Below are 26,058 nucleotides of genomic sequence, written 5' to 3'. Positions count from 1 at the left end.
TTCAGCCAGCGGCACCGCCGCAGCCGTGATGTTCGCGGCTGCCCCGCTCCACCTGCAACGTCGCGTGGGCGATGCCGCACTTCGCCTGCAGCTGTTCGGCGGCATCGTGCAGGAACCCGTCGTCAGCGCCGCTGGGCATCACCAGATGGGCGGTCAGCGCCGCTTCGGTCGTGCTGAGCGGCCAGATATGGAGATGATGAACGCGCACGACGCCCGGCAGCCTGGCCAGCAGCGCCTCCACCCGCTCCGGATCGATCGCGCGCGGCACGCCGGCCAGCGCCAGGGTCGTCGCCTCGCGCAGCAGCCCCCACGTGCCCGCCAGGATGATCGCGACGATGACGAGGCTGGTCACCGGATCGATCCACGCCGCGCCGGTCCACAGGGTCAGCGCGCCGGCCGCAACGACGCCGGCGGAAACCGCCGCATCCGCGGCCATGTGCAGGAAGGCGCCCTGCAGGTTGATGTCGCCCTTCGCCCCGCGCGCGAACATGAGTGCGGTCGCCAGATTGATCGCGATGCCGATCGCCGCCACCACCATCACCAGCGGCCCGGCGATCTGCGGCGGATCGCCGAGCCGCCTCATCGCCTCCCACATGATGCCGCCGCATGCCAGCACCAGCACCAGCCCATTGAACAAGGCGGCGAGGATCGAGGAGCCGCGCAGGCCATAGGTGAAGCGCGCGCTCGGCGGCCGGCGGGCGAGCAGGGTCGCGCCCCACGCCACCGCCAGTCCCAGCACGTCGGACAGATTGTGGCCCGCATCCGCCAGCAGCGCCATCGAATTGGCCAGCAGCCCCGCCGCCGCCTCCGCGACGACGAACGCGATGTTCAGCGCGATGCCGACCGCGAAGGCGCGGCCATGCGCGTCGGCACCGTGTCCGTGCGCGTGGCCATGCCCGCCATGGCCGTGCGCATGGTGCCCGTGGCCGCCGCCATGGGCATGATGATGACCATCCCCCAATCGGCACCTCATGCATTTGGTGGGCCCGGCAGGACTCGAACCCGCAACCTAGCCGTTATGAGCGGCCAGCTCTAACCATTGAGCTACAGGCCCCGCGCTTCGCCTAGCGCGGCGTGCCACCCGCTGACAAGTCGCGCCCCGCCTCCGCGGCGGCAATCAGCTCGTCGGGGCGCACCGCGGTCACACCTTCGCGTGCGAGCAGGTCGAACATCGCGTCCCACCATCTCCAGAAGCGTGCCAGGCCCGCGGCGTCGCGCACGTAGGGCGTATGCCCTGGCGCGAGCGACGGCGTGTGGAAGGAAAAGCTGAGGAAGCGCGCACCATCCGCCAGCATCGCCTGCACCGCCGCGCACGCCGCAGCGATCGGCGTTCCCTCGGGCGTCAGCGCCACGCGCGCCAGCAGGCCCGTCCTCGCGAGCAATGCCCGTGCCGCGGCCGAGTGCGGCAGCCGCCCCCACCGCCGCAGCGCACCGACGAGGGTGACACCGAGCGGCGCCTCCAGCAGATCCTCCGCCGCCCACCACGGATCGGGCGTAGCGGCGCGGAAATCCGGGCCGCCCTCCGCCGAATAGTCGAATAATGGCCGCACCGACACGTCCAGCCGGTGCCCCGCCGCGCGGATCGCCGCCACGCTGGACGGTCCGACGCCGTAGCGGCCCGCGCGGTAGACGATCGGCCGAACGCCCGTCGCCTCCGCCACCCGCTCCGTCGTCGCGCGCAGCTTGGCGGCCTCCAGCGCCGGCGGCAGATTGCCGGCGAAGCTGTTGCGCGCGCTTACCACCTCGTCGAACGGCGGCGTCACCCAGGGGTGGAGTTGCACACCGACATCGCACGCCCCCGCCGCCGCCAGCTCCGCGACGATCGCGGCGGAGCGGGGATCGTTGGCGATCGGATAATCGGCCAGATAGGTCGGCACTACCCCCGCCGCGTTCAGCCGCCGCGTCCCCTCCGGTAGAGCCGCAACCGCCGTGGTGGCGACAGCCTCGCGCGAGAAGGGCTGCGACCAGTCGAACTCCTCCTCCGCATCCGCGAAGATGGCGAAGCGCCGGCCGAAACTGTCGGGAAAGCGAACGCGGGCGCCGGCAGGCGCGGGTCGGTCGAGCCGAGCACCGGCCTCTCCCCCTGCCCGCTCCATGCCCGATGCCGCTCCCCCGATCATCGGGCGCGTGAGGGATCAGCCCCGGCCCGTTCCGGCCCCTGCGCTATCGCGCCGCACCGGCAGGCGCAACCGGAAGCGATCGGGCTGGATATCGAGCGCGCCGCGCGCCCCGCTTGCTAGGTTCCGCACCAGCCTGAGCGCGAAGCCGAGCCCGAGCAGCGGAGCATCGGGCCAGTCGCCATCGGGCGCATAGCCGGGATCGAGCAGGGTGCGCTCGTCCCGCCCGCTCAGCAGCGCCGGCCGTGTGACGCTCAGCTCCGCCCCGCCATCCGCCGCACGCAAGGTCAGCGCCATCGTCTCACCGGGCGCCGCCACCGCGAGCACCGATTGCAGCAGCCGCGCGATCATGCGCTCCACCGCGGGCGGATCGGCGGCGATCGGCGGCAAAGCGGCCGTCTCCACGGTCAGCGTCACGCCGCGCGCCCGCGCGGGGGCACCGATCTCGTCCGCCAGCCGCGTGACCAGCGCAGCGCCTTCCACCGCGCCTTCATCCAGCGTCCAGCGGCGGCCCGCCATCTTCGCCGCGGCGTCCAGATCCTCGACCGCGTCGAGCAGCCGCTGCCCTTCGCCGACGATCTCGCCCGCGCGCTCGCGATAATTGCTGCCCGCCGGGCCCAGCAGCTGCCGCTCGATCAGCTCGGCAAAGCCGATGATCGCGTTGATCGGGGTGCGCAGCTCATGCACCAGCTGGCGCAGCGAATCCGGGTGGAAGCCGGCAAAGGCGCCGCCATCCAGCGGCTCCGCGCTCTCGTCCGCACGCGGCCGGCGGGCGACGCCGCGATAGCCGGTGAAGCGGCCGCTCGCCTCGTCGAAGGCGGGCACGGCGGAGATGCGCCACGCACCGCCGAACGGCGCGCCTTCCTCCAGCGCCAGCCGCGCATCGCGGAATGGAGCCCGCCGGCGGAACGCGCCCGCGGCATGACCATCCACGCCCACGCCGTCGCGCCCCGCCGCGCGCGCGATCGTCTCGCCGATCAGGCCGCCGCGGAACGGGGCGTCGGTCCACACGATCTCGCCCATGCCGTCCGTCTCGAAGCGGAAGCTGTCGGGCACGGTCGGCGCGGGCGGCGGCTCGCTGCGGCGGGCGCGGAACGCCTCGATCCGCCCGAGAACCTCGCTGATCTGCGCCGGCCCGGGTGTGGGATCGGGCACCGGATCGGCAGCAGGCGCGACCGGCGGCTCCGCTGGCGGCGCGACCGGTATCTCGGCAGGCGCCTCCGCCGGCAGGGAAACCGGCCCGTCCAGCGCCAGATCGTGCGCGCCGAACGCCTCCAGCGCCTGCACCACCGACGGCGCCAGATCGCGCCGGTTGCGGACGAAGCCCCGCGCGGTCGGCCCAAGATCAGGGAGCAGCGCCACCCACTCCTCCGGCGCCAGCCGCGCCCCGGCAAGCGCGGGCGCCGCGATGGCGGGCGGCTCCTCGGCGAACAGGCGGACGAGGCTCGCGGGCACGCTGCGGCCGACGATGCTGCCCGCCGCCTCGCGCCGCACCTCGGCGGGCACGTCGCCGCGCAGGTGACGCAGCATATCGAAGGCGTGATCGGTCAGCGTGCCGCCGCGCCCTTGCGCCAGCATGTCCACCGCCTGCCGCCACGCCGTGACGCGCGCCGCGCGCGTGTCGAGCGGCTGACGCAGAAGCGTGGCGAGCATGTCGTCGTAGCGCAAAGCGGAACCCCTTGGCACGGTTGTCCTTGCCGCGCCGCCAACGCTGTACCGTGCCACAGGGCACCGCGGAAGGTCCGCCACGATTTCGCGGACGGCCCGTTCCGTTGTGGGACAATTGCCTAGTGACGAAAGAATCTTATAGTCCTCTGAACGACTCTTGAAGGATTTCGCATGGCCGTTCGCGTGCCGCTGGATGGGATTGATCGCACCATTCTGTCCTCCCTGCAGGAGGATGGGCGGATGACCAATGTGGAGCTGGCGCGCCGCGCCGGCCTCACCGCGCCGCCGTGCCTCCGCCGCGTCCGCTCGCTCGAGGAATCGGGCGTGATCGAAAGCTATCATGCGAAGCTGAATGCCGGTGCGCTGGGCTATGGCATCATGGTCTTCGCGCTCGTCTCGTTGCGCAGCCAGGCGGAGGATGATCTCCGCGCGTTCGAAGGGCATGTGGCGGCGCTGCCCGAGGTTCGTGAATGCCACATGCTGAACGGCGAGATCGACTTCATCCTGAAGATCGTCGCGCACGATCTTCAGGCGTTCCAGGCCTTCCTCACCTCCAAGCTGACGACCGCGCCCAACGTCGCCAGCGTCAAGACCTCGCTCATCATCCGCACCTCCAAGGATCAGGCGGGCGTCCCGGTCGACATGCTGTGAGCGGGCCGGTCACGATCGGGATCGAGCTTGGCGGAACCAAGGGCATCGCCGTGCTGGCGCGCGGCCGCGACATTGTCGAGCGCGTACGCGTGCCGACGACCACGCCGGCCGAGACGCTGGGCGCGCTGTTGGAGCAGGCCGCGCGCTGGGCGGCGGCAGAGGCGGTGGCGGCGATCGGCCTTGCCAGCTTCGGCCCGCTGCGGCTCGATCCTGCCCGCACCGGCTATGGCCGGATTGCCGCTACGCCCAAGCCCGGCTGGGCCGATGCGGACGTGCGCGGCGCCTTTGCCGGGCTCGGCCTGCCTCTCGGCTTCGATACCGACGTCAACGGCGCGGTGCTGGCGGAGGCGCGCTGGGGCGCCGCGCAGGGGTGCGACACCGCCGCCTACATGACGGTCGGCACCGGCATCGGCGTCGGCCTGATGGCGGGCGGCCGCCCGCTCCACGGCCTGCTCCATCCGGAGGTCGGCCACTTGCGCGTCCGCCGCGTGGAGGGCGATTCATTTCCCGGCATCTGCCCGTTCCACGGCGATTGCCTCGAAGGGCTCGCCGCCGGCCCCGCCATCGCCGCGCGCGCGGGCGCACCGGCGAGCGAGCTGGATGCCGATCATGACGCCTGGGGCTTCGTTTCCGATGCGCTGGCGGAAGCGATGGCGATCCTGCTGCTCACCGCCTCGCCGCAGCGCATCCTGATCGGCGGAGGCGTGGGTGCCGGCGTGCCGCATCTGCTGCCGCGCGTGCGCGCGGCCACCGCGGCCAAGCTCGCTTCCTATCTCGACGAGGTCGACGCCGCCGCGCTCGACCGGATCATCGTGCCACCCGCACTCGGCGACGATGCCGGTCCCCTCGGCGCCGTCGCCCTCGCGCTGGATGCCGTGGGCCTCGCCTAGACTACCAGCTGCCCGCCACGCTCAGCTGCAGGCCGTTCGGCCCCGCGGCGAAGCCCGCCGCCGCCAGCTTCGCCGCCAGCGCCGGATCGCCCGGCCTGAGCGACAGCGTCGCGCGGAACTGCCCCGGCGCGGGGAAGGCGAGCAGCAGCCGCTCGCCGCCGCCTCCCGCCAGATCGAGGCTCAGCACACCCGCATCGCAGCGCGCTGGCCCGGAAAGTGTCGCTGGCAGGCCGACGCCGTAAGGGTCGCCGCTCAACTCCACCCGCGCAGTGCCCTCGGCGAAATCGCACAAGCCATCCTGGAAGCGCGCGCGCATTGCCTCCAGCGTGAGGGCGGAGACGGGCACCGGAGCGAAGCGGCCACCGGTCGGCAGGCGCCAGCCGCTCACGCTGAAGCCGGTGAGGTGCCGCGCCACCGTTACGCTGCCGCGCGCATCGCCAGCCCCCTCCAGCGCCAGCCGCGCGTGACCGACGAACAGCGGCCAGGGATCGAGCCGGACGCGCAGATCACCCAAGGGCAGGCCGCCCAGCTGCGCCTCGCTCGCGCGCGCGGACCAGACGCTGCCCTCCACGTCGCGTGCGGCAAAGCCGAGCGAGCCGAGCCCCAGCAGACCCGCGACGGTGCGCGCGGGCATGGTCGGCACCAGCAGCAGGATCGCGGCCGCCGCGAACAGGGCACGGCGGCCGAGCGGCAGGCGCAGCCTCATCGCCGCCCCCTCACCGCGATCTCGGCCGCCACCGTGCGATCCGGATTGCCCCGCGCGGCGAAGCGCTCGATCACCAGCCCCTCCGCCTCCATCCGCGCGATCCAGGCGAGCAGGACGGGTGGCCGCACCGCGGCCACCGCGAAGGCGACGCCGTCGCCCTCCGGCCGCACATTGGTCAGCGCCAGCCCGTCGCGCTCCGCCATGGCGGCGATCCGTGCCGGGAGCGGCTGCCCGGTGCGGCGCGGCACGCTGCGCTCGATCCGGCGGATCGTCTCCGCCTGCGCCTCGGCCTGAGCCGCGGCAATCTCCGCCTCGGCGGCACGGCGCCGCGCATCGGCCAGCCAGTCGCCCACCGGCCGCACCACCAGCAGCCAGACGAGCAGCACCGCCGCAAGCCCGCCCATCACCAGCAGCAGCCGCTGCTCGCGGCCCGAACGCGCCCGCCACCAGGCGACCAGCTTTTCCCGCCCCGTCATCGCACCGTCACCGTCAGATCGGCGAGCGGGCGATCGCCGCCCGGCCGCGGCGCGGAGGCGCGCGCATCCAGCCCAGCCGCCGCCAGCCGCGCGACCAGCGCGTCCACCTCCACCGTGCCCGGCGCCGCCACCGTCGCGGTCAGCCGGCCGTCGTCATCGAAGGCCAGTGCGGTCAATTCCACGCCCCCCGTGTCTCGCACCGCCGCGGAGAGCAGCACCGCCATGGTGGAGAAGCCGAGCCCGCCGCCGCGCAGATCCGCCAGCCGCCGGTCGAGCTGCGCCGCGGGGTCGACGATGCGCGTTGCCCGCGGCAAAGCGGAGCGTGCCGCCGCCTCGGCGCGTGTCTCGGCTCCGATCGCCGCGGCTTCGTAGCGCGCGATCCTGACCAGCTGGATCGCGAGCGTGACGAGCAGGATCAGGCCGACCAGCCCTGCCAGCCGCCGCGCCAGCCGCCAGTCCACGCCCAGCCGCCAGCGCCGCGCAAACGCCCCCTGCCGCAGATCCAGCGCCGGTGGATCGAGCCGCAAAGCGAGCCCGTCCGCCACGGCGTCGTCGTCAAGCAACCGCACCGATCCCTCGGCCAGCAAAGCCGCCAGCTCCGGCTCGGCGACATGGCCGCTCGTCATCCCCCGCACGACGACCCTGCCGTCGCGCGGCCAGTGCAGCTCCGCCGGTTCCTCGTCGGGCAAAGGCAGCAACAGCGGCTCGGGCACGACGTGATCGGGCTCCAGCCCTGCCGCCGCGGCCTGCGCCAGCCAGCCTGCCATCAGCCCGGCCTCGACCACCGCCATCGGCCGCAGGCCTTCCCCGCCCGCAGCCACCGCGACGTGCAGCGTGTCGAGCGGCGCGGCGACGATCTCCGCCGCGGCCAGCCGGGCGGCCGCCCGCGCCTGATTGGGGGCGAGCGCCGGCAGCTCGATCCAGTGCAGCGCCACGGCCGAGCCCGGCGCCACCAGCACCACCCGCTCGCCCGGCATCGCCGCCACGTCCGCCAGATCGTGCCCGCGCGCGATACGGCCTTCCTCGCCCAGCCGCCACCATGCCGCCGCGCTGTCCCCCGTCGCGGGCCAGACGAGCAGGGTCACGCCTCCTCCCCCCAGCTGCGCGCGAGGATGCGGGCGGGTGTGCCGCGCGCGTCGATCAGCACCGTCTCCTCGATTTCCGCACCGCCCACGCGCACGTCCAGCCGCGCGCGGACATAGCGCGTGCGCACCTGCGTCTGCGCCTGCACCTCGCCGAGCGGCGTCTGCCCGCCCAGCGCCGGCCCGGCCCAGAACTGGCTGGCATCGCTCCACCCCGCCGGCGGGCGCGTCGCCAGGATCGCCCGCGCCGCTCCCACGGTGAGCACGCCCGGCAGCAGCATCGCGACGAGCGGCGCCTGATCGGGCTCCAGCGTATTGACGTTGATCGGCGACAGCTCGGCCACGGGCAGCGCGCAGAGATACGGTCGCAGCGTCGCGTAGAGCGCGGGCGTCACCCCCGCCACCGCGCGCAGCTCGGAAGGATCGGCCATCAGCGTGTTGGCGGTGCGGTACGGCACGGCGAGGCGGTTATAGGCATCATCCTCCGCACCCAGCGGCAGCGGCGCGGTGTCGCTGTCGATCCAGTCGGTCGCGGCAGCGGCAACCGCCTCCGCCTCCGCCTGCGGCACGCCCAGCGCCTGCATCAGCGCGGAGAATTGCTGTGCCCCGACCGGCCGTGCGGCAAGGCCGAGCCCCGCATTGCCCGAGACGAGGCTGTTGAGATTGAAGCAATTGCCCCCGTCCGCCATCCGCGCGACGATCGCGCCGCCCGCCACTGCAATGCGGTAGGGCCGCTGCGTCCAGTCACCGGCCATCGTCCGGTCGAGACGCGGATCGGCCAGCCGCCCGACCTGCGTCAGCGCCAAAGCCTCCGCGCCCAGCGCCAGCCCACGCGCCTGCTCCGCCGCCGCGCCGTTCGCCGCGAGGCGCGTCGCCAGCCCCAGCCGGTCGAGCGCGGTGGCGGTCAGCGCGCCGAGCACCGCCACCAGCATCAGCACCGCCAGCAAGGCGGCGCCTTCCTCTCCGGGCCGCGGCGTCATGCGCCCGTCCCCACGAGATAGGAGAGCGTGACCGGTGCGCGCGCCTCGATAGTCAACGTCAGCTCCACCAGCCGCGGCATGTCCGTCGGCCGCAGCGCGTCCCACCGCTCGCGCCAAGCGCCGTCCGCCTGGCGGTAGCGGATCGACAGGCCGGTGACCCCGCGCACCACCGCCACCGCCGCGCCCGGCGCCGCGCCATCGAGCATCGGCCACGCCGTGCGTGTCAGCGAGCCGTCCCGCACCTCCCACGCCACCTTCTGCAGCGATGCGCGTGGCTGCCCGTCGGGATTGCTCCACCCGCCGCGGACCAGACCCAGCGCCACGCCCGCCCCGCCATCGCCGACAAAGGCGTTGAGCGGCCGCCCGTCGGTCCCGCGCGTGATCCGCGGCACCGCCTGCACGAGGTCCGCGGTCAGCAGCGCGTCGACCCGGCGGAGCGCGGCATCGTCGTCCATCCGCTCACCCGCCGCCGCCTGCGCTCGCACGCCGAAGCCGAGCAGCCCGACGCCCGCCGCCGCGATCAGCCCGAACAAAGCGAGCGCGACCAGCATCTCGACCAGCGTGAAGCCGGCCTCCTCGTGCATCCTCCTCGTCAACGGCCCGCGCCCCGCACCAGCGCCAGCGCGCCCGCACTCCGCCCGTCCGCATCGGTCACCGCCACATCGATGCGCAGCGCACTCCCGCCTGCCATGCGGCTGACCGTCCGTGTCCAGCGCCAGCTGCGTCCGCCATTCTCCGCCTCACCCGCCTCGCTGCCGGGGACGGGCGGCTGCGGATCGGTCAGCGCGGCATAGCCGACGCCGCGCGCAACCAGCTGGCCGATCTGCCGCTCCTGCAGCCGCGCTGCGGTCGCCACCGTCGCCCCCTCCAGCCGCAGCAACGCCAGCGCGGCGATGGCGAACACCGCCAGCGCCACCAGCGTCTCGATCAGCGTGAAGCCGTGTTCGGCGGAACGCTCGACACGCTTGAAGCCTTCCTCGGGCGCCTCAGCCGACATGGACGCGCCCGTCCCCCTCGATGCGCACCGCGATGCGCTCATCCTCGCGCGCCAGCGTCAGCGCCAGCGGCTCCACCGCGCCGGTCGGGTCGAACAACACGCGCCCCTCGCCGCCGACCGCCGCAGTCACGCCCTCACCCCAGGTTCGCGACGCCAGGGCACGTTCGCTCGGCGCAGCCCAGCGCCCACGCACCCGCTCGTCGAAGCGATAGCCGGCGCGCGACAGCGTCAGCGCCACGGGCCGCCCGCTCAGGATCGCGCCGTCCTGCGCCGCCCGCACCCGCGCGGCGAAGCGTTCCGCATCCGCCCGCACGCCGCCGCGCGGATCGGGCAGCATGAACAGCACCGCCGCACTCGACAGCGCCATGATGACGAGCACGACCATCAGCTCCACCAGGGTGAAGCCGGCTTCGTCATGGCGGCGCGGCGCCATGCCTACTTCCAGTTGCCGACGTCGGCGTCGTCGCCCTCGCCGCCCTCGCGCCCGTCCGCGCCGTGGCTCCACACGTCGAACGTGCCGTGTCGGCCGGGCTTCGCGTAGTTGTACGGCCGCCCCCACGGATCCTCGGGCAGCCGCTTGATATAGCCGCCCGCGCGGTAGCGACCCGCCTGCGCGCCCGCGGGCGGGCTCGTCAGCGCGGCGAGGCCCTGTGCGTCGGTCGGGTAATCGAGATTGTCGAGGCGGTACATTTCCAGCCCCTGCTCGATCAGCGCCACGTCGGCCTTGGCCTTCTCCACGCGCGCCTTGTCCTGGCTGGGCAGCACGTTGATGACGACGATCGTGGTCAGCAGGCCGAGGATGACGATCACGACCATCAGCTCGATCAGCGTGAACCCTTCCTCCTGCGGCCGCTTCGGGCGGATCGGTCGGGCATGGCGGCGGAACAGACGCATCACTCTTCAGGCTCCGGCAAGGGTGTCGAGCTGCAGGATCGGCAGCAGGATCGAGAGAACGATGAACGCCACCGCCACGCCCATGATGACGATGATGGCGGGTTCCAACAGGCTGAGCGCGGTCGCGGTAAAGGCGTCGAACTCGCGGTCCATATAGTCGGCGGCGCGCTCCAGCATCGTGTCCAGCCGCCCGCTCGCCTCACCCGATGCCGCCATGGTGACGAGCAGCGGCGGGAACAGGGCGGTGCGCCGCAGCGCCGCCGACAGGCTGCCCCCGCCGCGGATCGACTCGACGAGATCGAGCGATGCCTGCCTGAGCGCGCGGTTGCGCACCGTCGCCGTGGTCAGGCTCAGCCCCTCCATCAGCGGCAGCCGGCTCGCCACCATCGTCGCCAGCGTGCGGGCGAGCCGCGCGGCGTTGAGATCGCGGATCAGCCGGCCGAACAGCGGCAGGCGCAGCAGTCGCCGGTCGAAACGCAGCCGCAGCCGCTCATCCTTCAGCATCCGCCAGCCCGCAAACAGCGCTCCCGCCACCACCAGCGCCAGCGCCCAGCCCCAATCGCGCAGGAAGGCGGACAGGCCGATGACGATGCGCGTGATCAGCGGCAGCGTCTGCCCGACATCGTCGAACTGCTCGACCACCTTGGGCACCACGAACAGCATCAGCGCGATCACGACCGCGATGGCGACGACGCTCAGCACCGCCGGGTAAGCGAGCGCGGTGAACACCTTGGAGCGGACCTGCGCCTGCCGCTCCAGCAGATTGGCCAGCCGTTCGAGGATCGCCGGCAGCGTGCCCGATGCCTCGCCTGCCGACACCATCGCCCGGTAAAGCGGCGGGAAGCTCGCTTCCTCGCGCGCCATCGCATCGGACAGGCGCCGCCCTTCGACCACGCCGGCATGGACGCGGTTTAGGATCGCCCGCGCGGTCGCATTCTCCGTCTGCCGGGCAATGGTGCGCAGCGCCTCTTCCAGCGGCGTGACCTGCCCCAAAGTCGCCAGCTGGCGGGTGAACAAGGTCAGCTGCTTGGCACTCAGCGTCCGCCGCCAGTGCAGCCCGCGCGCGACCAGCGGCTCGCCCGCCGAGCGCGCCGGCTCGACGCGCACCGGATAGAGCTTGCGCCGGGCGAGCGCGGTCCGCGCCTCCTCGACGCTCTCGCCGCGCACCTGGCCGCGCCGCTCGCGCCCGGCGACGTCCAGCGCCAGATAGTCATAGTCAGCCACGGCGCCGCCGCCCGCCGCACCGCAGGGCCTCAGCCATCGGCGTCCGCCCGCGCCACGCGCACCGCCTCCTCAGGCGTGGTCACGCCATCCTGCACCAGCTGCCGCACCGCCTGGGTCAGCGTCGGCGTCGTTGCAAAGGCGTGGGCGGCGATCTGGCTCTCGTCGGCACCCGCGTTGATCAGCCGGCGGATCGTGTCGTCGACGCGCACCGCCTCGAACACGCCGACGCGCCCGCGATAGCCGCCATTGCCGCACCGCTCGCAGCCATGCGCGTGGTAGACGACCGCGCCTTCCTCCAGCCCGAGCAGGTCGCGCGTCGCCGCGTCCGCCGGCTCCGCCGTCCGGCAATGCGGGCACAACCGCCGCACCAGCCGCTGCGCGATCACGCCGCGGAGCGTGGAGGCGAGCAGGAATGGCTCCACCTTCATGTCGCGCAGCCGCGTGATCGCGCCGATCGCGTCGTTGGTGTGGACGGTGGAGAGGACGAGATGGCCCGTCAGCGACGCCTGCACCGCGATGTCGGCCGTCTCGCGGTCGCGGATCTCGCCCACCATCACGACGTCCGGATCCTGCCGCAGGATGGCGCGCAGGCCCGTTGCGAAATCGAGGCCGACTTTGGCGTTGACCTGCGTCTGGCCGACGCCCTCCACCGCATATTCGACCGGATCTTCGACCGTCAGGATGTTGCGGCTGCCGTCGTTCAGCAGGCGCAGGCCCGCATAAAGGCTGGTCGTCTTGCCGGAGCCCGTTGGCCCGGTGACGAGGACGATGCCGTTCGGTTCCGCCATGGCCGTACGGAACATCCGCTCCACCGCCGCCGGCATGCCCAGCCCGTCGAGCGTGATGCCCGCATTCTCCTTGTCGAGGATGCGCAGCACCACCCGCTCGCCCGCGCGGCTCGGCAGCGTCGAGACGCGCACGTCGAGCAGTTTGCCGCCCAGCGTCAGGCCGATGCGCCCGTCCTGCGGCAGGCGCCGCTCGGCAATGTCCAGCCGCGCCATCACCTTGATCCGGCTGACCACGACGGGCGCGACATGCGCCGGCATGCGCAATGTCTCGCGCAGCACGCCGTCCATCCGCATCCGCACGACGAGGCCGCTCTCATAGGGCTCGACATGGATGTCCGACACGCCGTGGCGCGCCGCATCAGCGATGATGCCGTTGATCAGGCGGATGGCGGGGGCATCGTCGGCGGTGTCGAGCAGGTCGTCCGCGGTCGGCAGGTCGGTCGCCAGCAGCGAGAGATCGTCCGCCAGCCCCAGCGTGTCCGCGGTCGCGCGCCCATCGACGGCATAGCGTTCGGACAGGATGCGGTCGAACCGCTCCGCCGCCACCCGCTCCACCGCGAACGGACGGCCGAACAGGCGCCTGAGCTCGATCAGCGGCTTGGCGCTCTCACCCTCGCGCAGCGCGACGCTCAGCCCCTCGCCCTCCTCGATCAGCGCCACGCCGAAGCGGCGCGCGAAGGCGTAGGGGATGGCAGCAGGCGCGAGAGCCGGCGGCGGCGGCGCCGGATCGCCCGGCTGCGGCACGATCAGCGCCTCGTCGCCGCGCGCGATCCTCATGGCGTCACCGTCGCCGCGCCGGCGCGGGCGTCGCACTCGGCAGCGTCACCCGCTCGCTCGACGTGGAGACGCGCGGCACGATGATCTGCTGCTGCGGCACCGCCTGCGCGGGCGGCGTGGAGGGCAGCACCGGCACCTGGATCGTTCCCGCATCGGGCAAAGCGGGCACCGGCACGACGCCCGGCGTCACCACCTGCGGCCCCGCCACGACCGGCGCGGGCGCGACGGCGGGCGGAGTCGATCCGGGCAGCGGCACCGCGGGCACCGGCGGGGCTGCACCCATATAGTCGCGCACCATCTCGTCGAGGCTCGGCTCGACGTCGGGCCGCTGCTGCAATTGCTGTGCGCGGGCATAGCCGTAGCGCCGCTCCGCCACCTCGCGGCTGTCGGCGCTGGTGCGCAGGATCGTCGGGCGGATGAACACCATCAGGTTCGTCTTGGAACGGCTCCGCGCCTTCGACCGGAACAGCACGCCGAGGCCCGGAATGTCGCCGAGGAACGGGATCTTCTCGATCGTCCGCCGCTCATTGTCGTCGAGCAGGCCGCCCAGCGCGACGATCTCGCCATCGTCCACCGTCACCACCGTCTCGATCTGGCGCTTGTTCAGGATCAGGTCGTTGAACTCGCCGCCGACCGGCCCGGCGATGGACGACACTTCCTGCTTGATCGCGAGGTTGATCGCGCCGCCCGCATTGATCTGCGGTTTCACCTCCAGGCTGATGCCGACATTCTCGCGCTGCACGGTGCGGAAGGCATTGTCGAAATTGTTGGAGAGCGCCTGCCCGGTCGTGATCGGGATTTCCTGGCCGACGAGGATCTTCGCCTCCTGATTGTCCAGCGTCATGATCGACGGCGTGGACAGGAGGTTGGACTTGTTGTCCGATTTCACCGCGTTGATGATCGCGCCGAAGATGGCGTTCGATCCGAGCTTGCCGGCAAAGCCCGCGAACGATCCGCCAGCACCCAGGATCGAGTTGACCGCCTGCTGCGCCAGATTGTCCGACAGCTGGTTGTTGGTCGTCGTGGTGACGGTGGTGCCGTTCACCACCGTCGTCGTCGTCGCCAGCTCGCGCGCGCCGATCGCGCCGGCGATGGTCAGCAGGTTGGGCGCGGCGTTGGAATAATTGGTCGCGGCGAAGGGCACGCCCGATCCCGGCAGGCCGCCCAGCAGATATTGCACGCCCAGCGCCTTGGCCGCGACATCGCCGATCTCGACGATGATCGCCTCGACCAGCACCTGCTCACGGCGCGTATCCAGCTGGCGGACCACCTCGCCCAGCGTCCGCTGCACGTCGGACGGCGCAGCGATGATCACCGCATTGGCGCCCTCGTAGCGCGCAATCACCGGCGTGCCCCGCTGCGGCGATCCGCCCGTGGAGACACTGACCGACGGCGTCGATACCGGCTGCGACGCGCCCGCGCCCGAAGCCTGCCCCGGGCCGGCCGGCCCTGCCCCCGATCCGCCGACGGCGGCGGGTGTCGCCGTCACCGCCTGGCCGACCAGTTGCTGAAGCACCGGCACCAGCTTCTCCGCCTCGGCATGGCGCAGGAAGATGACGCGGATCTCCGCACCATTCTCTGCCCGCCGGTCCAGCTCCTCCGCGATCCGCGCCAGCCGCGCGACGGTGGAGGAATCGCCCCGGAGCGCGATGGCGTTGCTGCTGTCGATCGCCACCACCGACGCCGCCGGGCCGCCCTGTCCGCTCGTGCCGACCAGCTGCTGGAGCGACCCTGCAATCTCGCGCGCGCCGGCATTGCGCAGCGGCACCACGCGCGTCGCCGCACTGTCGCGGTCGATGCGCGACAGCACGTCGCGGATGCGGCGGAGGTTATCGGCATAGTCCGCGACGACGACGGCATTGCCCGTCCGGCTCGCCGTCACCGAACCGCCGGGGCCGACCAGCGGGCGGATCGTGTCCACCGCGCTCTGCGCATCGATCGTCTGGAGGCGGAACACCTCGGTCGCAAAGCTGTTCGCGCTCGCTCGTCCCGTCCCGACGCGCCCCGCCGCCGCGGCCGCGCCGTTCGCCGGTTGCACGCGGAACGCGCCGCCGGCCGCCGGCACCGCGACATAGCCGTTGGCGCGCAGCGTCGAGAGGAACACTTCGAGATATTCGGTGCGGCTGAGCGGCCGGTCGCTCACCACCGATACCTTGCCCTGCACCTGCGGGTCGATGATGAAGGTGCGGCCGGTGACGCGGCTGGCATCCTGGATGAACGCGCGAATGTCGGCATCGCGAAGGTTCAGCACCTGCTGCGCCATGAGCGGGCTCGCCGCGGCGAGCAGGCCGGCGAGAAGGATGGCGCGCCTCATCGCGCCGGCGCCGGGATGGAGAGGGTGACGGTGCGGCCGCCGCGATCCACCTCGATCGTGGCGTTACCGGCAGCCAGTAGCCCCGGCAGCGATCCCGCGCCGCCCTCGCCCACCGGCTGGCCGTTGACGCGCAGCAGCACGTCGCCCGGCTCCAGCCCCGCCGCGCGGAAGGCGGCGCCATCGCCGTTCGGCGCGAGCGTGAAGCCGGTGATCCGCCCGTCCTGCACGCGCGGGCTGGCCGACACCGCGCTCTGGATCGGCGCGGATGAGGGCGGCGGGGCCACCGTACTGACGATCGGCGGCGCCCCCGCGGGCGGTGCCGCAACGACGGTTGGCGAAGGGGCGACCGACTGGTCGAGGAACAATTGCTCGCGCGCACCGCCGCGCAGCAGCGTCACGCCGTCCAGCCGCACCGCGTCCAGCCGGACGCCCGGCAGCACCTCGTCGCCCACCACGAAGCTCGCCTGCGTGCCGTCCGGCAATTGCAGGATCGCCGCGCCGCGCCCGCTGACCATATCGGCACGCACGCCGAACAGCTTGAGATTGGCCGAGGTGACCACTGCCGGTGCGGTCTCCCCGACCAGGCGGAAGAAGGGATCGAAGCCGTCCGGCCGCACGGCCGCACCTTCGACGGGCAGCACCGGCCGCCAGTCGCCCACCGGCCCGACCGGTGTCACCACCGCCCACGCCAGCCGCGCCGCCTGGAGGGCAAGCACCCCCAGCAGCAGAAGCTCCGGCACCGCGACCAGCCGGGTCCGCGGCACGCGCGCGAGGAGCGCCCGCGCCCGCGGATCAAGAGTTAAACGCATGTCCCACCCACGCGGAGTCCCTGGAGCGTCCTTATGACAGCTGCATGACAGCGGACAGGACTTTTATGACAATGGCGCCGCGCCGCCGTCGCACACCCGTCATCGCCGCCCGGGCGACGACGGGTGCAGCCTTCAGAACTTCGCCGTCGCCGACAGCGAGAAGACCCGGCCGAGCTGGTAGCGGTTCACATCCACGCGCCGCTCGCCGTTCGCCTGATATTCCTTGTACTTCCGGTTGAGCAGGTTGCGCCCTTCCGCCTTGAACTCGACGGGCAGGCCGAGGAACTGTGCTTCCTCGCGCAGGACCAGGTCGAGCGTGATGCCGGGCTTCTCCTTGATGTCCGGCGTGCGGCCGTCCTGCACCGGGCCGCGATTGGTGACGCGCGGGGACGCGTAATTCACCAGCAGCGTCTGCTGCGACAGGTGATCGCTGGATTCGAAGCCGATCTGGCCGTTCGCCAGATGGTCCGACTGGCCGGTCAGCGGCGATCCGTTACGGAACAGGGTGCTGGCCGCGATCGGATTGAGGTCGATCGGGTTGATCACCAGCGAGTCGTCCGCCTTCACCTTCGATTGCGTGTAGGTGTAATTGGCCGACACGCGCAGGCGGCGCGAGGTGAAGAAGCCGCTCTCACCGATCGTGAAGAACTTGGTCGCTTCCACCTCGCCGCCATAGAGGTCCGCCTCGGGCGCGTTGGAGAAGCTGGTGCGCAAGCCGCCGCCGCCGATCACGAAGGCCAGCTGCTCGATCGGGTTCTTCAGCCGCTTGTAGAAGCCGCCGATCGACAGGATCTCGTTGCGGCCAGGATAATATTCCAGCCGCGCTTCGCCATTGTAGAGCTGCGTGTCCGTCAGCAGCGGGTTGCCGGTGAACGAACGGTCGGACTCGAAATCCTGGAAGATCTGCCGCGCCAGCTCACGGAATTGCGGCCGCGCGATCGTCTTGGAGGCGGACAGGCGCAGCTGCGCATCGTCCATGAAGTTCCAGGTGATCGTGCCCGCGGGCAGCCAGTAGCTCTTGCTCAGCCGCGTCGGCAGGTCGTCGCCGAGCGGCGTCACAATTTGGCGCGCATCCTCGTAACGGACGCCCGCGGTGATCCGCACACCGTCGGTCGGCTCCGCGATGATCTGGCCGTAGCCCGCATGCACGCGCAGCGATGCGTCATAGGCGGCGCTGCCGGCAAAGCCGGACTGGTCCACCAGCGACACGCCGTAGGTGTAGACGTTGTAGTCCGACGTCAGATAATCCGGCCGTTCCTGCGCCACCGCGCTCGGCAGCGACGCGCCGGAGACGGTACGATAGGCGAAGTCGTAACGCGACGAGGTGCGCTCATTCTTGTTGAACGCATAGCCGGCGGACAGCGTGATCGGCCGCTCGGTCGGCAGCTTGTAGCCGAAGTCGATGCCGCCGCTATACGCATCCTCGTTCAGGTCGGAGAAGGCGACGCTCGCCGAACCGCCGCCGCCCGACAGGTTGTTGGTGTAATCGCGGACGGTCGGGTTGTAGACGTAGAGGAATTCGCGCTCGTAGGGCGATTTGCGCTTGGTGTTGGCATAGCCGCCGCGCACGTCCACCGACAGGTCGTCGAACTTGAACTCGCCCACCGCCTGCGTGTCGAACAGCTGCCGCGCGAACCAGAAGGTGTTCTGGACGAGGATCGGCGGCGTGCCGGTGAAATCCGGATTGGGCACCGGATCGGCGCCGGTCACGCTGGTGTCATAGCCGGCGCTCAGGCGCCCCTGCTTTACCGTGTCGCGGATGAACAGGTTGGTCCAGCGGATCTTGTTGTCGCCGAAGTTCAGGCCCATGCCCAGCAGTCCGCTGACGACGGTCCGCTGATCGGTGATGATCGTCTTGAAGTCGGAGACGAGCGACGACAGGTCGACGCTGGTCGATACCTGCTGGCGGATGTCGCGCGTGCGGAAGGTGTTGCCGTAGCTGGCCGAGCCGAAGATGCCGAACTCGGCATCGCTGCCCACTTCCTTGTGGAAGCCGAAATTCATGTCCGCCGAGAAGTTCGCCGGGATGTCCCGGTTGCGCTGGAGCAGCGTCGTCTCGGCATTGTTCAGGCTGGCGGTGATGTCCTGCAGCTGGCGCGCCGTGTAATTGGCGGTGGTCAGCGGCCGGCCGCCACCGGTCGTCGCGGCGCGGATGCCGGCGGGCACCTTGCGTGTGCCGTCGTCGAAGCCCAGCCAGTCGAGATCGCCACCCTCATAGGTGTAGCCGAGCTTGGCGGTGGTCTCGACGTCGACCGAACCGCCGATGCCAATGTTGAGGAAATTCTCGGCCGGCACCGCAGGCGTCGTCAGGTTGACGACACCGCCGCCGAACTCGCCGGGGAAGTTGGCCGAATAGCTCTTCTGCACGACGGCGCTCGCGACCACGCTGGTCGGGAAGATGTCGAGCGGGATGGCGCGGCGCAGCGGCTCGGGCGACGGCAGCTGGAGGCCGTTCAGCAGCGCGAGCGAGTAACGGTCGCCCAGGCCACGGACATAGACGAAGCCGTTGCCGACGACCGACAGGCCTGGCAGGCGGCCGAGCGCGCCGGCGATGTCGCCCTCGCCCGTGCGTGCGATGTCGGCCGTCGACAGGACGGAGACAACCTGCGGCGTGGAGCGCACCGGCTGCGGGATATAGCGGCCGGTGACGACGATCTCGGTCGTCGCGTCGGCACCCGGGGTCGAGATCTCGACCTGCTCTTCGGCCGTGTCGCTGCTGGCGGGGGCGCCCGCCTCGGTGCCCGGCGGCGTGACGCCACCTGCCGGGCTGGACGGCGGGCTCACCTGGCCGGCGCTCGGGCCGGATTGCGCCCAGGCCGCAGGCGCGCAGAGGGCAGTGGACAGGAGCAGCGCGCTCCCGAAAGCGATCGGTTTCATGATGTTCGGCCCCCTGCCGTCGTCCGGTTAGTCAGCCGCCGCGACACGTGGCCGCGGCGGCTGGCGCGCATCAGTTGGTCGGGATGGCGGTGCAGGCCGCGGTGCCGAAGCTGACATAGCCCGGGCTGCACGCCCACGGCGCATACCAGGTGTCGGTGCTGTTCCGCACCGCACCGATGTAGCTGACGGCGGTCAGGCGGTTCGGCGCGCTGGTGTTCTCGCCGCCGATCATGTCCGCGTTGAACGTGGTCGGATCGGTCGCGGCCACCGCCGTCTCGTTGGCGCCGTTGACGAACACGTTGGTCAGCGTCGACGTGTAGGTCGAGTTGTTATTGTTGGTGCCGGTGCCGAAGATCGTTGCGACGATCGCCTCGTTGCCGTCCGCACGGAACGGCGCGGTGGTGCAGGACAGGACGACCGAGCGGAAGACGGGCGGGCCCATCTCCTGCTTCGATGCATCGGCGTCGCGGGTCGTGTAAGGCGTCGGATCGGAGCCGCCGCCATTGTCGATGTCGATGCAGCTCGACGGGCCCACGACGATGCTGTTTAGCAGCGCATAATCGGTGCCGCCGCGGAGCAGGATGGCGTTGAGGCCCTGCGCGGTGGAGCGCTGCACGAACGTGGCGTTCGACACGCGGGTATATTGCCGCGGGGTCGCCTCCTCGGCGCCATCGGCGGAGTCCGCCTCGATCATCGAATCGCCGTTCGAGGCGTCGCGCTGGACGGCGATCACGAACTGGATCGTGCCGCGATAGCCGAGATCGGTGTCGATCGCGTCATCGTCGGTGCCGGTGAACACGAGGTACTTCGCATTCTGACGGCCGCCGAAGAACTCGACGCCGTCATCCGAGCTGTTGTGGATCTGGATGTGGTCGAGCGTCGTGGCCGAGCCAACGCCGCCCGTGGTCAGGCCTTGCAGCTCGTTGCCGGGCGCGATGGAGAAACCCGAATAGCGGATCTGCACATATTGCATCGTGCCGCTGTTGTCGGTCGGCACGTTGCCGCCATAGAGCGAGCTGGTCGTGCCCTCAACGATCTGCTGGCAGCCCGCGCTGCCGCCGGCGGTGCCCGCCGTCTGGCAGTTGGAGATGGGCGCACGGCCGAGCAGGATGACGCCGCCCCACAGGCCCTGGCTGCTGTCGGTCGCGCTGCCCTCGACATTCTGGCGCGCGGTGAAGATGATCGGCGAATTGGCGGTGCCCACCGCGTTGATGCGCGAGCCACGATTGACGATCAGATAGTCATTGCCTGCGCTGGCGAAGATCACCACGCCCGGCTGAACCGTCAGCGTCACGCGCTGGCCGCCCGCCGCATTGCCGTCACCGCCAACGTCGGTGCCGACGTTGACCGGGCCGGAGAGCGAGTAGATCACGCCCGGCAGCTTCTGGATCGTCGTGTCCGCGGTGATGCGGCCGGAGATCTCGCAGTTGCGCCATGTCGTGTTGCTGGTCGAGTTGGTGATCGTGTTGCGATCGATCGTGCCCGACGGGCAGGCCGAGGCCGCGCCGCCGCCGGTGCTGCCGCTGGGGGGCGGCGTCGTCGTGCCGCCGGAGGAGGTGCTCGTCGGCGGCGGGGTGACGATCGTTCCCTCGCCGGGCGAGGCGACGTCGTCGGCACCGCAACCTGCCAGCGACAGCATCATGGCAGCGCTGCCCATGAGCAGGACGGAACGAAGGCGCATAGCTGATCCCCTTTTGCCCCGGTCGCGACGGCGCCGGGTTCGGTCGAGGGGCGGACTAGGCGCGCTTCGTGACGGCTGCGTTTGAATGATGTGACATGTCGGGGACTATGCCGTTACGGTTTCGTGACGGTCACAGCCGGGTTGCTGCGGCTGCGAACAGCCAGGCCGCAAAGCCAGCGGGCGCCAGCAGCGCGCCGAAGGGCAGCCGCGTCGTCGCTCCCACGGCATGTCCCCGCACCCGCAGGACGAGCGCCACGCCAAGCCCCAACAGTCCGGCACCGAGCAGCACGCCCGGCAGCGCCGCCCAGCCGAGCCATGCGCCGATCGCACCGAACAGCTTGGGATCGCCCCCACCCAGCCCCGCGCGCCCGCGCACCCGCGCGTAAAGCAGACGCACCGCCTCCAGCCCGGCATAGCCGACAGCCAGCCCGATCAGCCGGTCGGTCAATCCCACCCCGCCCGCAGCACTCGCGCCCAGGCCCAGCACGGCGAGCGGCAGCGTCCCCCGATTGGGCAGCCAGAAATGGCGCAGGTCGAGCGCGGCAAGCAGGATCAGGCCCCAGCCGAACACCGCGCCGCTGATGCCCACGGCATCAGGCGAAACGCCGAGCGCCAGCGCGCCAGCCAGCGCCGCGGCAAGCTCCACGGCCGGGTGGATCGGATCGATGCGCACGCCGCACCGCCGGCAGCGCCCCCGCTGCAACGCCCAGCTGACGACCGGCACCAGCTCGGCCGCCCGCAGGGTCGCGTCACATCGGTCGCAGGCGGAGCGCCCGCGCATCGCGGATCGCCCCTCCCCCGCCCTCCGCGCGACGGTCGCGAGGAAGCTGCCGACGATCAGGCCGAGCACCGCCCCGAGCAGGGCGCCGAGAGGGGAAAGCGGGTGCAGGGCCATGCCCGCCGCATCGCCCGCCTGCCCCCTGCGATCAAGCGCGGATCAGGCGGCGCTCAGCGCCCCCCCAGCTCCCGCCGCGCCAGAGCCTCGCGCGCCAGATCGGCGGTGGAGACGACACGGCCGTCCCGCGTATAGACCAGCACGGGCTTGGCCTCTGCGGCCGCGCGCCAGGCAGCCGCGGCCTGGGTCGGGCGACCGCTCCGGTAATAGACCTCGCCCAGGTTGATCAGCTGGCCCGCATCCTTGGCCGATCCGCTGGTCAGCGCGCGTTCCGCCGCGGCCCAGTCCTGGCGTTCCATCGCGCTGAGCGCGAGGGCGCCAGGCGCATAGTCCTCCGCCGGCTGCGCGACCGCGGCGCCGGTGAGGAGAACAAGACACGAACCGAAAATTGTTCCCAAGCCCTTCCGCATGACCATCTCCTCGACTCAAAACTTCCTACTCTAGCGAGAAGTGTTACACCTGGATGACATAGGCGCAAGAGCCGGTTGAAGCCGTCGCAACTGCCGCCAGACGCCCCGGTGCTGCATTGCAGCAACAGAAAAACGATTCTTTTCCGGCCGCTTGGCAGGCCGCGACACCTCGCCTAGGGGCCGCCACATGCTGCGCCGCCACAGGGCGGATGTCGCAATAATTTTGCAATATTTCGGTCATGTTCTTGTCTGCGCTGCCGAACAAGGGAGCCGGACGGGATCGGGCCGAAGCACCCGGTTCAAGCAGGGGACTTGGAAACAATGCGGAATCTGTTCATCGGCTGCGCCGTCGCCGCGCTCGCCACCTCGGCGGCCTACGCCCAGGAAACCACGTCCACCATCCAGGGGACGGTGACGGCGAACGGTGCGCCGGTGGCCGGCGCGACGATCGAGATCCTCAATGCCGCGACCGGAACGCGCACCACGACCACCTCGGACGCGAGCGGTAACTTCAACGCGACCGGCCTGCGCGCGGGTGGTGGCTACACCGTCAACGTCAACGCTGCGGGCTTCCCCAATGCGTCGGTGACCGACATCGAGACCGTCGCCGGTCAGAACTTCCAGCTTCCGGTTGAACTCACCGCCGGTGGCGAGGCTGCGCCCGAGGTGGTCGTTACCGCCGCCCGACTGCCCAATGCCCGTTCGGTCAGCCAGGGCCCGGCAACCGTGCTGAACGCAGCGCAGATCGCCAACGTCGCCTCGCTCAACCGCGACGTCCGCGATCTGGCGCGCCGCGATCCGTTCGCCCGCCTTGACGACTCGCCCACGGGCGGCCGCGCGATTTCGTTCGCCGGTCAGAATGCGCGCTACAATCGCTTCACCGTCGACGGCGTGCCGATCACCGACAATTTCGGCCTCAACCCGGATGGTCTGCCGTCGCGCCGGTCGCCCGTGCCGTTCGATGCTATCGGTCAGTTCCAGGCACGCGTCGCGCCCTATGACGTGCGCGAGGGCAACTTCCAGGGCGGCGTCATCAACGTCCTGCTGAAGTCCGGCACCAACGAGTTCCACGGCACCGGCTTCTATGCGCGCTCTGGCGACGAGTTCGTCGGCGACGAGACGAAGCGTGGCCCCGGCATCCCCACCGGCCGCACGAACATCCCGAACTTCAAGGTCGAGAATTACGGCGCCGAGCTGTCCGGCCCGATCATCAAGGACAAGCTGTTCTTCATGATCGCGGGCGAGCGCCTGCGCGGCGGCCGTCCGATCCCGGAAGGCCCCGTCGACAACAATGCCGGCACCGCGATCCCCAACCTGAGCCAGGCGCAGGTCGATCGCGTGTCGCAGATCGCGCAGAGCGTCTACGGCTATGACACGGGCGGCGTGCTGCGCAGCCTGGGCGACAAGGACGACCGCGTCGTCGGCCGCCTTGATGCCAACCTGTCCGATACGCAGCGCCTGTCGATCACCGGCACCTACGCGAAGGATGGGCAGAACCTGCTCAACAACACCTTCTCGTCGATCACCACCGGCAGCCCGGGCCTCGGCCTCGCTTCCAACGCCTACATCCAGGGCAACGAGCTCTACACCGGCGTCGTCCAGCTCAACTCCGACTGGTCGGACACCTTCTCGACCGAAGCGCGCGGCTTCTACAAGAACTACAAGCGCATTCAGGATCCGGTCCTCGGCCGCGGCTTTGCGCAGTTCCGCGTCTGCCTGAACGAAGTGTCGGGCGGCTCGGCCACGGGTTGCGAAAACACCGGCATTCCGACGGGCCAGGGCACCGCGCCCGTCGTCTCCTTCGGTCCGGACAGCTCGCGCCAGACCAACCAGCTGACCACCGAGACGTGGGGCGGCGTCGTCCAGGCGCGCCTGACGATGAACGATCACGATCTGCGCATCTTCTCGGAAGTGCAGCACGTCGACGTGTTCAACTCGTTCCTGCAGAACAGCGCCGGCAACTATTATTTCGACTCGATCACCGACTTCCAGAACCGGCGTGCCAGCACGTTCGGCTATGGCAACGCGATCCCGTCGCTGGTGCCGGACGACGCCGCCGCGAAGTTCAGCTACATGAGCTTCACCTTCGGCATCATGGATAGCGTGAAGCTGACCCCGACGCTGAACGTCAGCTACGGCATGCGCTACGATCTCTACAGCATGGATTCGCTGCCGGCGCTCAGCAACGCCTTCCTCGGCCGCTACGGTCCGGCCCGCTACGTCAATGGCGATCTGCGTGGCATTGGCGGCAACAATGCCAACATCTCCGGCCTGGATCTCTTCCAGCCGCGCGTCGGCTTCGATTGGCGCCCCACCCCGCGGCTCAGCATCCGCGGCGGCGGCGGCATCTTCGGCGGCGGCACGCCCGACGTCTATATCTCCAACAGCTTCTCCAACACGGGCGTCCTGACCAACTCGATCTCGATCAACCGTGCGGCGGTCGGCACTGACACCTACAGTGGTGCCACCAGCAACGTCGCGGTCGGCAATGCGGCGCTGAACGGCGTCACGGGCACCAGCATCGCCGCTGCGGTCAATGACACGCTGCGCAATGCCTCGGTGTCGTCGGCCTCGACGGTCAACGCCCTCGATCCGAACTTCAAGCTGCCATCCCAGTGGCGCGCCACGCTGTCGGGCGAATATACGTTCGACTTCGGTGCGCTGGGCGATGGCTGGACGTTCGGTGCGGACTTCTTCTACTCCAAGGTCCGCAATCAGGTTTACTTCACCGACATCCGCTCGCAGCCGATCCTGACGGGTGCCAATGCGCTGACGCCCGATGGCCGTCAGCGTTACCAGAACCTGATCGACGGTGCCGGCAGCACCAACACCAACACCGACATCCTGTTGACCAACACGAAGAAGGGCCGCAGCTACGTCGCGGTCGCCCGCTTCGACAAGTCGTGGGATTTCGGCCTGAACATCAACGGCAGCTTCACCTATCAGGACGTGAAGGATCAGGCCCCGGCGACCTCGTCGACGGCCGGCTCCAACTACTCCAACGGTGCGTTCGTCGATCCGAACAACGTTGCCTATGGCACGTCGAACGACGAGGTTAAGTACTTCTTCAAGTACGGCGCGAACTTCGATCACGCCTTCTTCGGGGATTACAAGACCTCGATCGGCCTGTTCGGCGAGACCCGTATCGGTCGTCCATACAGCTATACGTTCCAGGATTTCGGTGCGAACCGCTCGGCAGTGTTCGGCGTCACCGGCCGCAGCACGGCCACGGGCACGGCGGGCAACCGCTACCTGATGTACGTGCCGACCGGCACGAACGATCCGCTGGTTCAGTATAGCAGTGCGGCTTATGGCGCGGCGCTCAACAACTTCATCGATGCGTCGGGGCTGAAGAAGTATCGCGGCAAGGTTGCGCCGCGTAACGCCTTCAACTCCAAGTGGTTCACGCGCCTCGATCTGCACCTTGCGCAGGAAATCCCGACGGGCCTCGGCGACAGCCGCCTCCAGGTGTTCGCGGACATCGAGAACTTCACCAACTTCATCAACAAGAAGTGGGGTCAGCTGCGCGAGTACGTCTTCCCGTACAACGCTGCCGTTACCCAGGTGCAGTGCCTGACCACCGCCGGCAATGCGACGCCTGCCGGCACCGCGGCACCGGGCGGCGCGGTTGCGACCACTGCGGCGCAGCCTTGCCTCCAGTATCGCTATTCGCCGCTGGGTGGCACGAGCGAGTTCACGACGCCGACCGATCAGGTCTACGTCAACCAGTCGCTCTACTCGATCCGCGTCGGCGTGCGCTTCACCTTCTAAGAGGGAGCGCCGCCCTCCCGGGCAGCAAAAAGCCCCGTCGCTCATCCGAGC

General features: G+C 70.6%; 22 protein-coding genes and 1 tRNA gene. 3 read left to right on the top strand and 20 right to left on the bottom strand.

Annotation, left to right across the window (positions count from 1 at the left end):
• Nucleotide 1: 1 nt before the first annotated feature.
• From BM360_RS00675 to BM360_RS00660, 4 genes are all read right to left on the bottom strand, one after another.
• Entirely contained in the window at nt 2-961 is a 960-nt protein-coding gene (locus tag BM360_RS00675; RefSeq protein ID WP_242653234.1) for a cation diffusion facilitator family transporter, read from the bottom strand.
• A 17-nt stretch (nt 962-978) separates the two neighbouring features.
• A tRNA-Ile gene (locus tag BM360_RS00670) sits at nt 979-1,054 on the bottom strand.
• A 10-nt stretch (nt 1,055-1,064) separates the two neighbouring features.
• Nucleotides 1,065-2,120, bottom strand: coding sequence for a polysaccharide deacetylase family protein (locus BM360_RS00665; RefSeq protein ID WP_242653233.1), 1,056 nt, complete (start codon nt 2,118-2,120; stop codon nt 1,065-1,067).
• A 15-nt stretch (nt 2,121-2,135) separates the two neighbouring features.
• Entirely contained in the window at nt 2,136-3,785 is a 1,650-nt protein-coding gene (locus tag BM360_RS00660) for a sensor histidine kinase (RefSeq protein WP_093309366.1), read from the bottom strand.
• Nucleotides 3,786-3,956: 171 nt separating this feature from the next.
• Here BM360_RS00660 and BM360_RS00655 point away from each other — a divergent pair, with 171 nt between their 5' ends.
• The gene (locus BM360_RS00655; RefSeq protein ID WP_093309362.1) at nt 3,957-4,436 is read left to right on the top strand and encodes an Lrp/AsnC family transcriptional regulator; all 480 of its coding nucleotides are present in this window, start codon (nt 3,957-3,959) and stop codon (nt 4,434-4,436) included.
• Entirely contained in the window at nt 4,433-5,326 is an 894-nt protein-coding gene (locus BM360_RS00650; RefSeq protein WP_093309358.1) for an ROK family protein, read from the top strand. The genes BM360_RS00655 and BM360_RS00650 overlap by 4 nt, the downstream gene beginning before the upstream one ends.
• 1 nt (nt 5,327) lies before the next feature.
• Here the strand turns inward: BM360_RS00650 and gspN are convergent, their stop codons facing one another.
• From gspN to BM360_RS00570, 16 genes are all read right to left on the bottom strand, one after another.
• A complete protein-coding gene (gene gspN, locus BM360_RS00645) occupies nt 5,328-6,032 on the bottom strand; it encodes a type II secretion system protein N (protein WP_093309355.1) in 705 nt (234 codons plus the stop codon).
• Nucleotides 6,029-6,508 (bottom strand): type II secretion system protein GspM, encoded by a 480-nt coding sequence (gene gspM / locus BM360_RS00640; RefSeq protein ID WP_093309350.1) that lies wholly within the window; start codon nt 6,506-6,508, stop codon nt 6,029-6,031. The genes gspN and gspM overlap by 4 nt, the downstream gene beginning before the upstream one ends.
• Nucleotides 6,505-7,593, bottom strand: coding sequence for a type II secretion system protein GspL (gene gspL / locus BM360_RS00635; protein ID WP_165611160.1), 1,089 nt, complete (start codon nt 7,591-7,593; stop codon nt 6,505-6,507). Before gspL ends, gspM begins: the two co-directional genes overlap by 4 nt.
• On the bottom strand, nt 7,590-8,570 hold the full coding sequence (gene gspK / locus BM360_RS00630) for a type II secretion system minor pseudopilin GspK (RefSeq protein WP_093309345.1): 981 nt from the start codon (nt 8,568-8,570) through the stop codon (nt 7,590-7,592). Before gspK ends, gspL begins: the two co-directional genes overlap by 4 nt.
• Entirely contained in the window at nt 8,567-9,154 is a 588-nt protein-coding gene (gspJ, locus tag BM360_RS00625) for a type II secretion system minor pseudopilin GspJ (RefSeq protein WP_093309343.1), read from the bottom strand. Before gspJ ends, gspK begins: the two co-directional genes overlap by 4 nt.
• 8 nt (nt 9,155-9,162) lie before the next feature.
• Nucleotides 9,163-9,567 carry a type II secretion system minor pseudopilin GspI gene (gspI, locus tag BM360_RS00620; RefSeq protein ID WP_093309342.1) on the bottom strand — a complete coding sequence of 135 codons (405 nt, stop codon included), beginning with the start codon at nt 9,565-9,567 and terminating at the stop codon, nt 9,163-9,165.
• Nucleotides 9,557-10,000 (bottom strand): GspH/FimT family pseudopilin, encoded by a 444-nt coding sequence (locus BM360_RS00615; protein ID WP_093309340.1) that lies wholly within the window; start codon nt 9,998-10,000, stop codon nt 9,557-9,559. The genes gspI and BM360_RS00615 overlap by 11 nt, the downstream gene beginning before the upstream one ends.
• Nucleotides 10,001-10,002: 2 nt before the next feature.
• Nucleotides 10,003-10,461 (bottom strand): type II secretion system major pseudopilin GspG, encoded by a 459-nt coding sequence (gspG, locus tag BM360_RS00610; RefSeq protein WP_093309339.1) that lies wholly within the window; start codon nt 10,459-10,461, stop codon nt 10,003-10,005.
• A gap of 6 nt (nt 10,462-10,467) precedes the next feature.
• Complete coding sequence (gene gspF / locus BM360_RS00605) at nt 10,468-11,685, bottom strand: type II secretion system inner membrane protein GspF (RefSeq protein ID WP_093309337.1); 1,218 nt, start codon at nt 11,683-11,685, stop codon at nt 10,468-10,470.
• A 29-nt stretch (nt 11,686-11,714) separates the two neighbouring features.
• Complete coding sequence (gene gspE / locus BM360_RS00600) at nt 11,715-13,250, bottom strand: type II secretion system ATPase GspE (RefSeq protein WP_093313516.1); 1,536 nt, start codon at nt 13,248-13,250, stop codon at nt 11,715-11,717.
• A 4-nt stretch (nt 13,251-13,254) separates the two neighbouring features.
• The gene (gspD, locus tag BM360_RS00595; protein WP_093309335.1) at nt 13,255-15,564 is read right to left on the bottom strand and encodes a type II secretion system secretin GspD; all 2,310 of its coding nucleotides are present in this window, start codon (nt 15,562-15,564) and stop codon (nt 13,255-13,257) included.
• Nucleotides 15,561-16,373 (bottom strand): type II secretion system protein N, encoded by an 813-nt coding sequence (locus tag BM360_RS00590; protein WP_093309332.1) that lies wholly within the window; start codon nt 16,371-16,373, stop codon nt 15,561-15,563. Before BM360_RS00590 ends, gspD begins: the two co-directional genes overlap by 4 nt.
• A 132-nt stretch (nt 16,374-16,505) precedes the next feature.
• Nucleotides 16,506-19,250, bottom strand: coding sequence for a TonB-dependent receptor domain-containing protein (locus BM360_RS00585; protein WP_093309330.1), 2,745 nt, complete (start codon nt 19,248-19,250; stop codon nt 16,506-16,508).
• A 70-nt stretch (nt 19,251-19,320) separates the two neighbouring features.
• Nucleotides 19,321-20,931 carry a hypothetical protein gene (locus BM360_RS00580; protein ID WP_093309328.1) on the bottom strand — a complete coding sequence of 537 codons (1,611 nt, stop codon included), beginning with the start codon at nt 20,929-20,931 and terminating at the stop codon, nt 19,321-19,323.
• Nucleotides 20,932-21,061: 130 nt separating this feature from the next.
• Complete coding sequence (locus BM360_RS00575) at nt 21,062-21,826, bottom strand: prepilin peptidase (protein ID WP_093309326.1); 765 nt, start codon at nt 21,824-21,826, stop codon at nt 21,062-21,064.
• 53 nt (nt 21,827-21,879) lie between these two features.
• On the bottom strand, nt 21,880-22,236 hold the full coding sequence (locus BM360_RS00570; protein ID WP_131819139.1) for a hypothetical protein: 357 nt from the start codon (nt 22,234-22,236) through the stop codon (nt 21,880-21,882).
• A gap of 321 nt (nt 22,237-22,557) precedes the next feature.
• Here BM360_RS00570 and BM360_RS00565 point away from each other — a divergent pair, with 321 nt between their 5' ends.
• On the top strand, nt 22,558-26,007 hold the full coding sequence (locus tag BM360_RS00565) for a TonB-dependent receptor (protein WP_093309323.1): 3,450 nt from the start codon (nt 22,558-22,560) through the stop codon (nt 26,005-26,007).
• Nucleotides 26,008-26,058 lie beyond the last annotated feature (51 nt).

The sequence above is a fragment of the Sphingomonas jatrophae genome, from assembly GCF_900113315.1.
Lineage (GTDB): Bacteria > Pseudomonadota > Alphaproteobacteria > Sphingomonadales > Sphingomonadaceae > Sphingomonas_P > Sphingomonas_P jatrophae.
This window is presented reverse-complemented; position numbering and strand designations above follow the sequence as displayed.

Bases quoted from the DNA above. Each gene is read 5' to 3' on its own strand.
- BM360_RS00665 (WP_242653233.1), bottom strand. From the start codon at position 2,120: ATGATCGGGGGAGCGGCATCGGGCATGGAGCGGGCAGGGGGAGAGGCC.
- BM360_RS00655 (WP_093309362.1), top strand. From the start codon at position 3,957: ATGGCCGTTCGCGTGCCGCTGGATGGGATTGATCGCACCATTCTGTCC.
- gspN (WP_093309355.1), bottom strand. From the start codon at position 6,032: ATGAGGCTGCGCCTGCCGCTCGGCCGCCGTGCCCTGTTCGCGGCGGCC.
- gspM (WP_093309350.1), bottom strand. From the start codon at position 6,508: ATGACGGGGCGGGAAAAGCTGGTCGCCTGGTGGCGGGCGCGTTCGGGC.
- gspK (WP_093309345.1), bottom strand. From the start codon at position 8,570: ATGACGCCGCGGCCCGGAGAGGAAGGCGCCGCCTTGCTGGCGGTGCTG.
- gspJ (WP_093309343.1), bottom strand. From the start codon at position 9,154: ATGCACGAGGAGGCCGGCTTCACGCTGGTCGAGATGCTGGTCGCGCTC.
- gspI (WP_093309342.1), bottom strand. From the start codon at position 9,567: ATGTCGGCTGAGGCGCCCGAGGAAGGCTTCAAGCGTGTCGAGCGTTCC.
- BM360_RS00615 (WP_093309340.1), bottom strand. From the start codon at position 10,000: ATGGCGCCGCGCCGCCATGACGAAGCCGGCTTCACCCTGGTGGAGCTG.
- gspG (WP_093309339.1), bottom strand. From the start codon at position 10,461: ATGCGTCTGTTCCGCCGCCATGCCCGACCGATCCGCCCGAAGCGGCCG.
- gspE (WP_093313516.1), bottom strand. From the start codon at position 13,250: ATGAGGATCGCGCGCGGCGACGAGGCGCTGATCGTGCCGCAGCCGGGC.
- gspD (WP_093309335.1), bottom strand. From the start codon at position 15,564: ATGAGGCGCGCCATCCTTCTCGCCGGCCTGCTCGCCGCGGCGAGCCCG.
- BM360_RS00590 (WP_093309332.1), bottom strand. From the start codon at position 16,373: ATGCGTTTAACTCTTGATCCGCGGGCGCGGGCGCTCCTCGCGCGCGTG.
- BM360_RS00585 (WP_093309330.1), bottom strand. From the start codon at position 19,250: ATGAAACCGATCGCTTTCGGGAGCGCGCTGCTCCTGTCCACTGCCCTC.
- BM360_RS00580 (WP_093309328.1), bottom strand. From the start codon at position 20,931: ATGCGCCTTCGTTCCGTCCTGCTCATGGGCAGCGCTGCCATGATGCTG.
- BM360_RS00575 (WP_093309326.1), bottom strand. From the start codon at position 21,826: ATGGCCCTGCACCCGCTTTCCCCTCTCGGCGCCCTGCTCGGGGCGGTG.
- BM360_RS00570 (WP_131819139.1), bottom strand. From the start codon at position 22,236: ATGCGGAAGGGCTTGGGAACAATTTTCGGTTCGTGTCTTGTTCTCCTC.
- BM360_RS00565 (WP_093309323.1), top strand. From the start codon at position 22,558: ATGCGGAATCTGTTCATCGGCTGCGCCGTCGCCGCGCTCGCCACCTCG.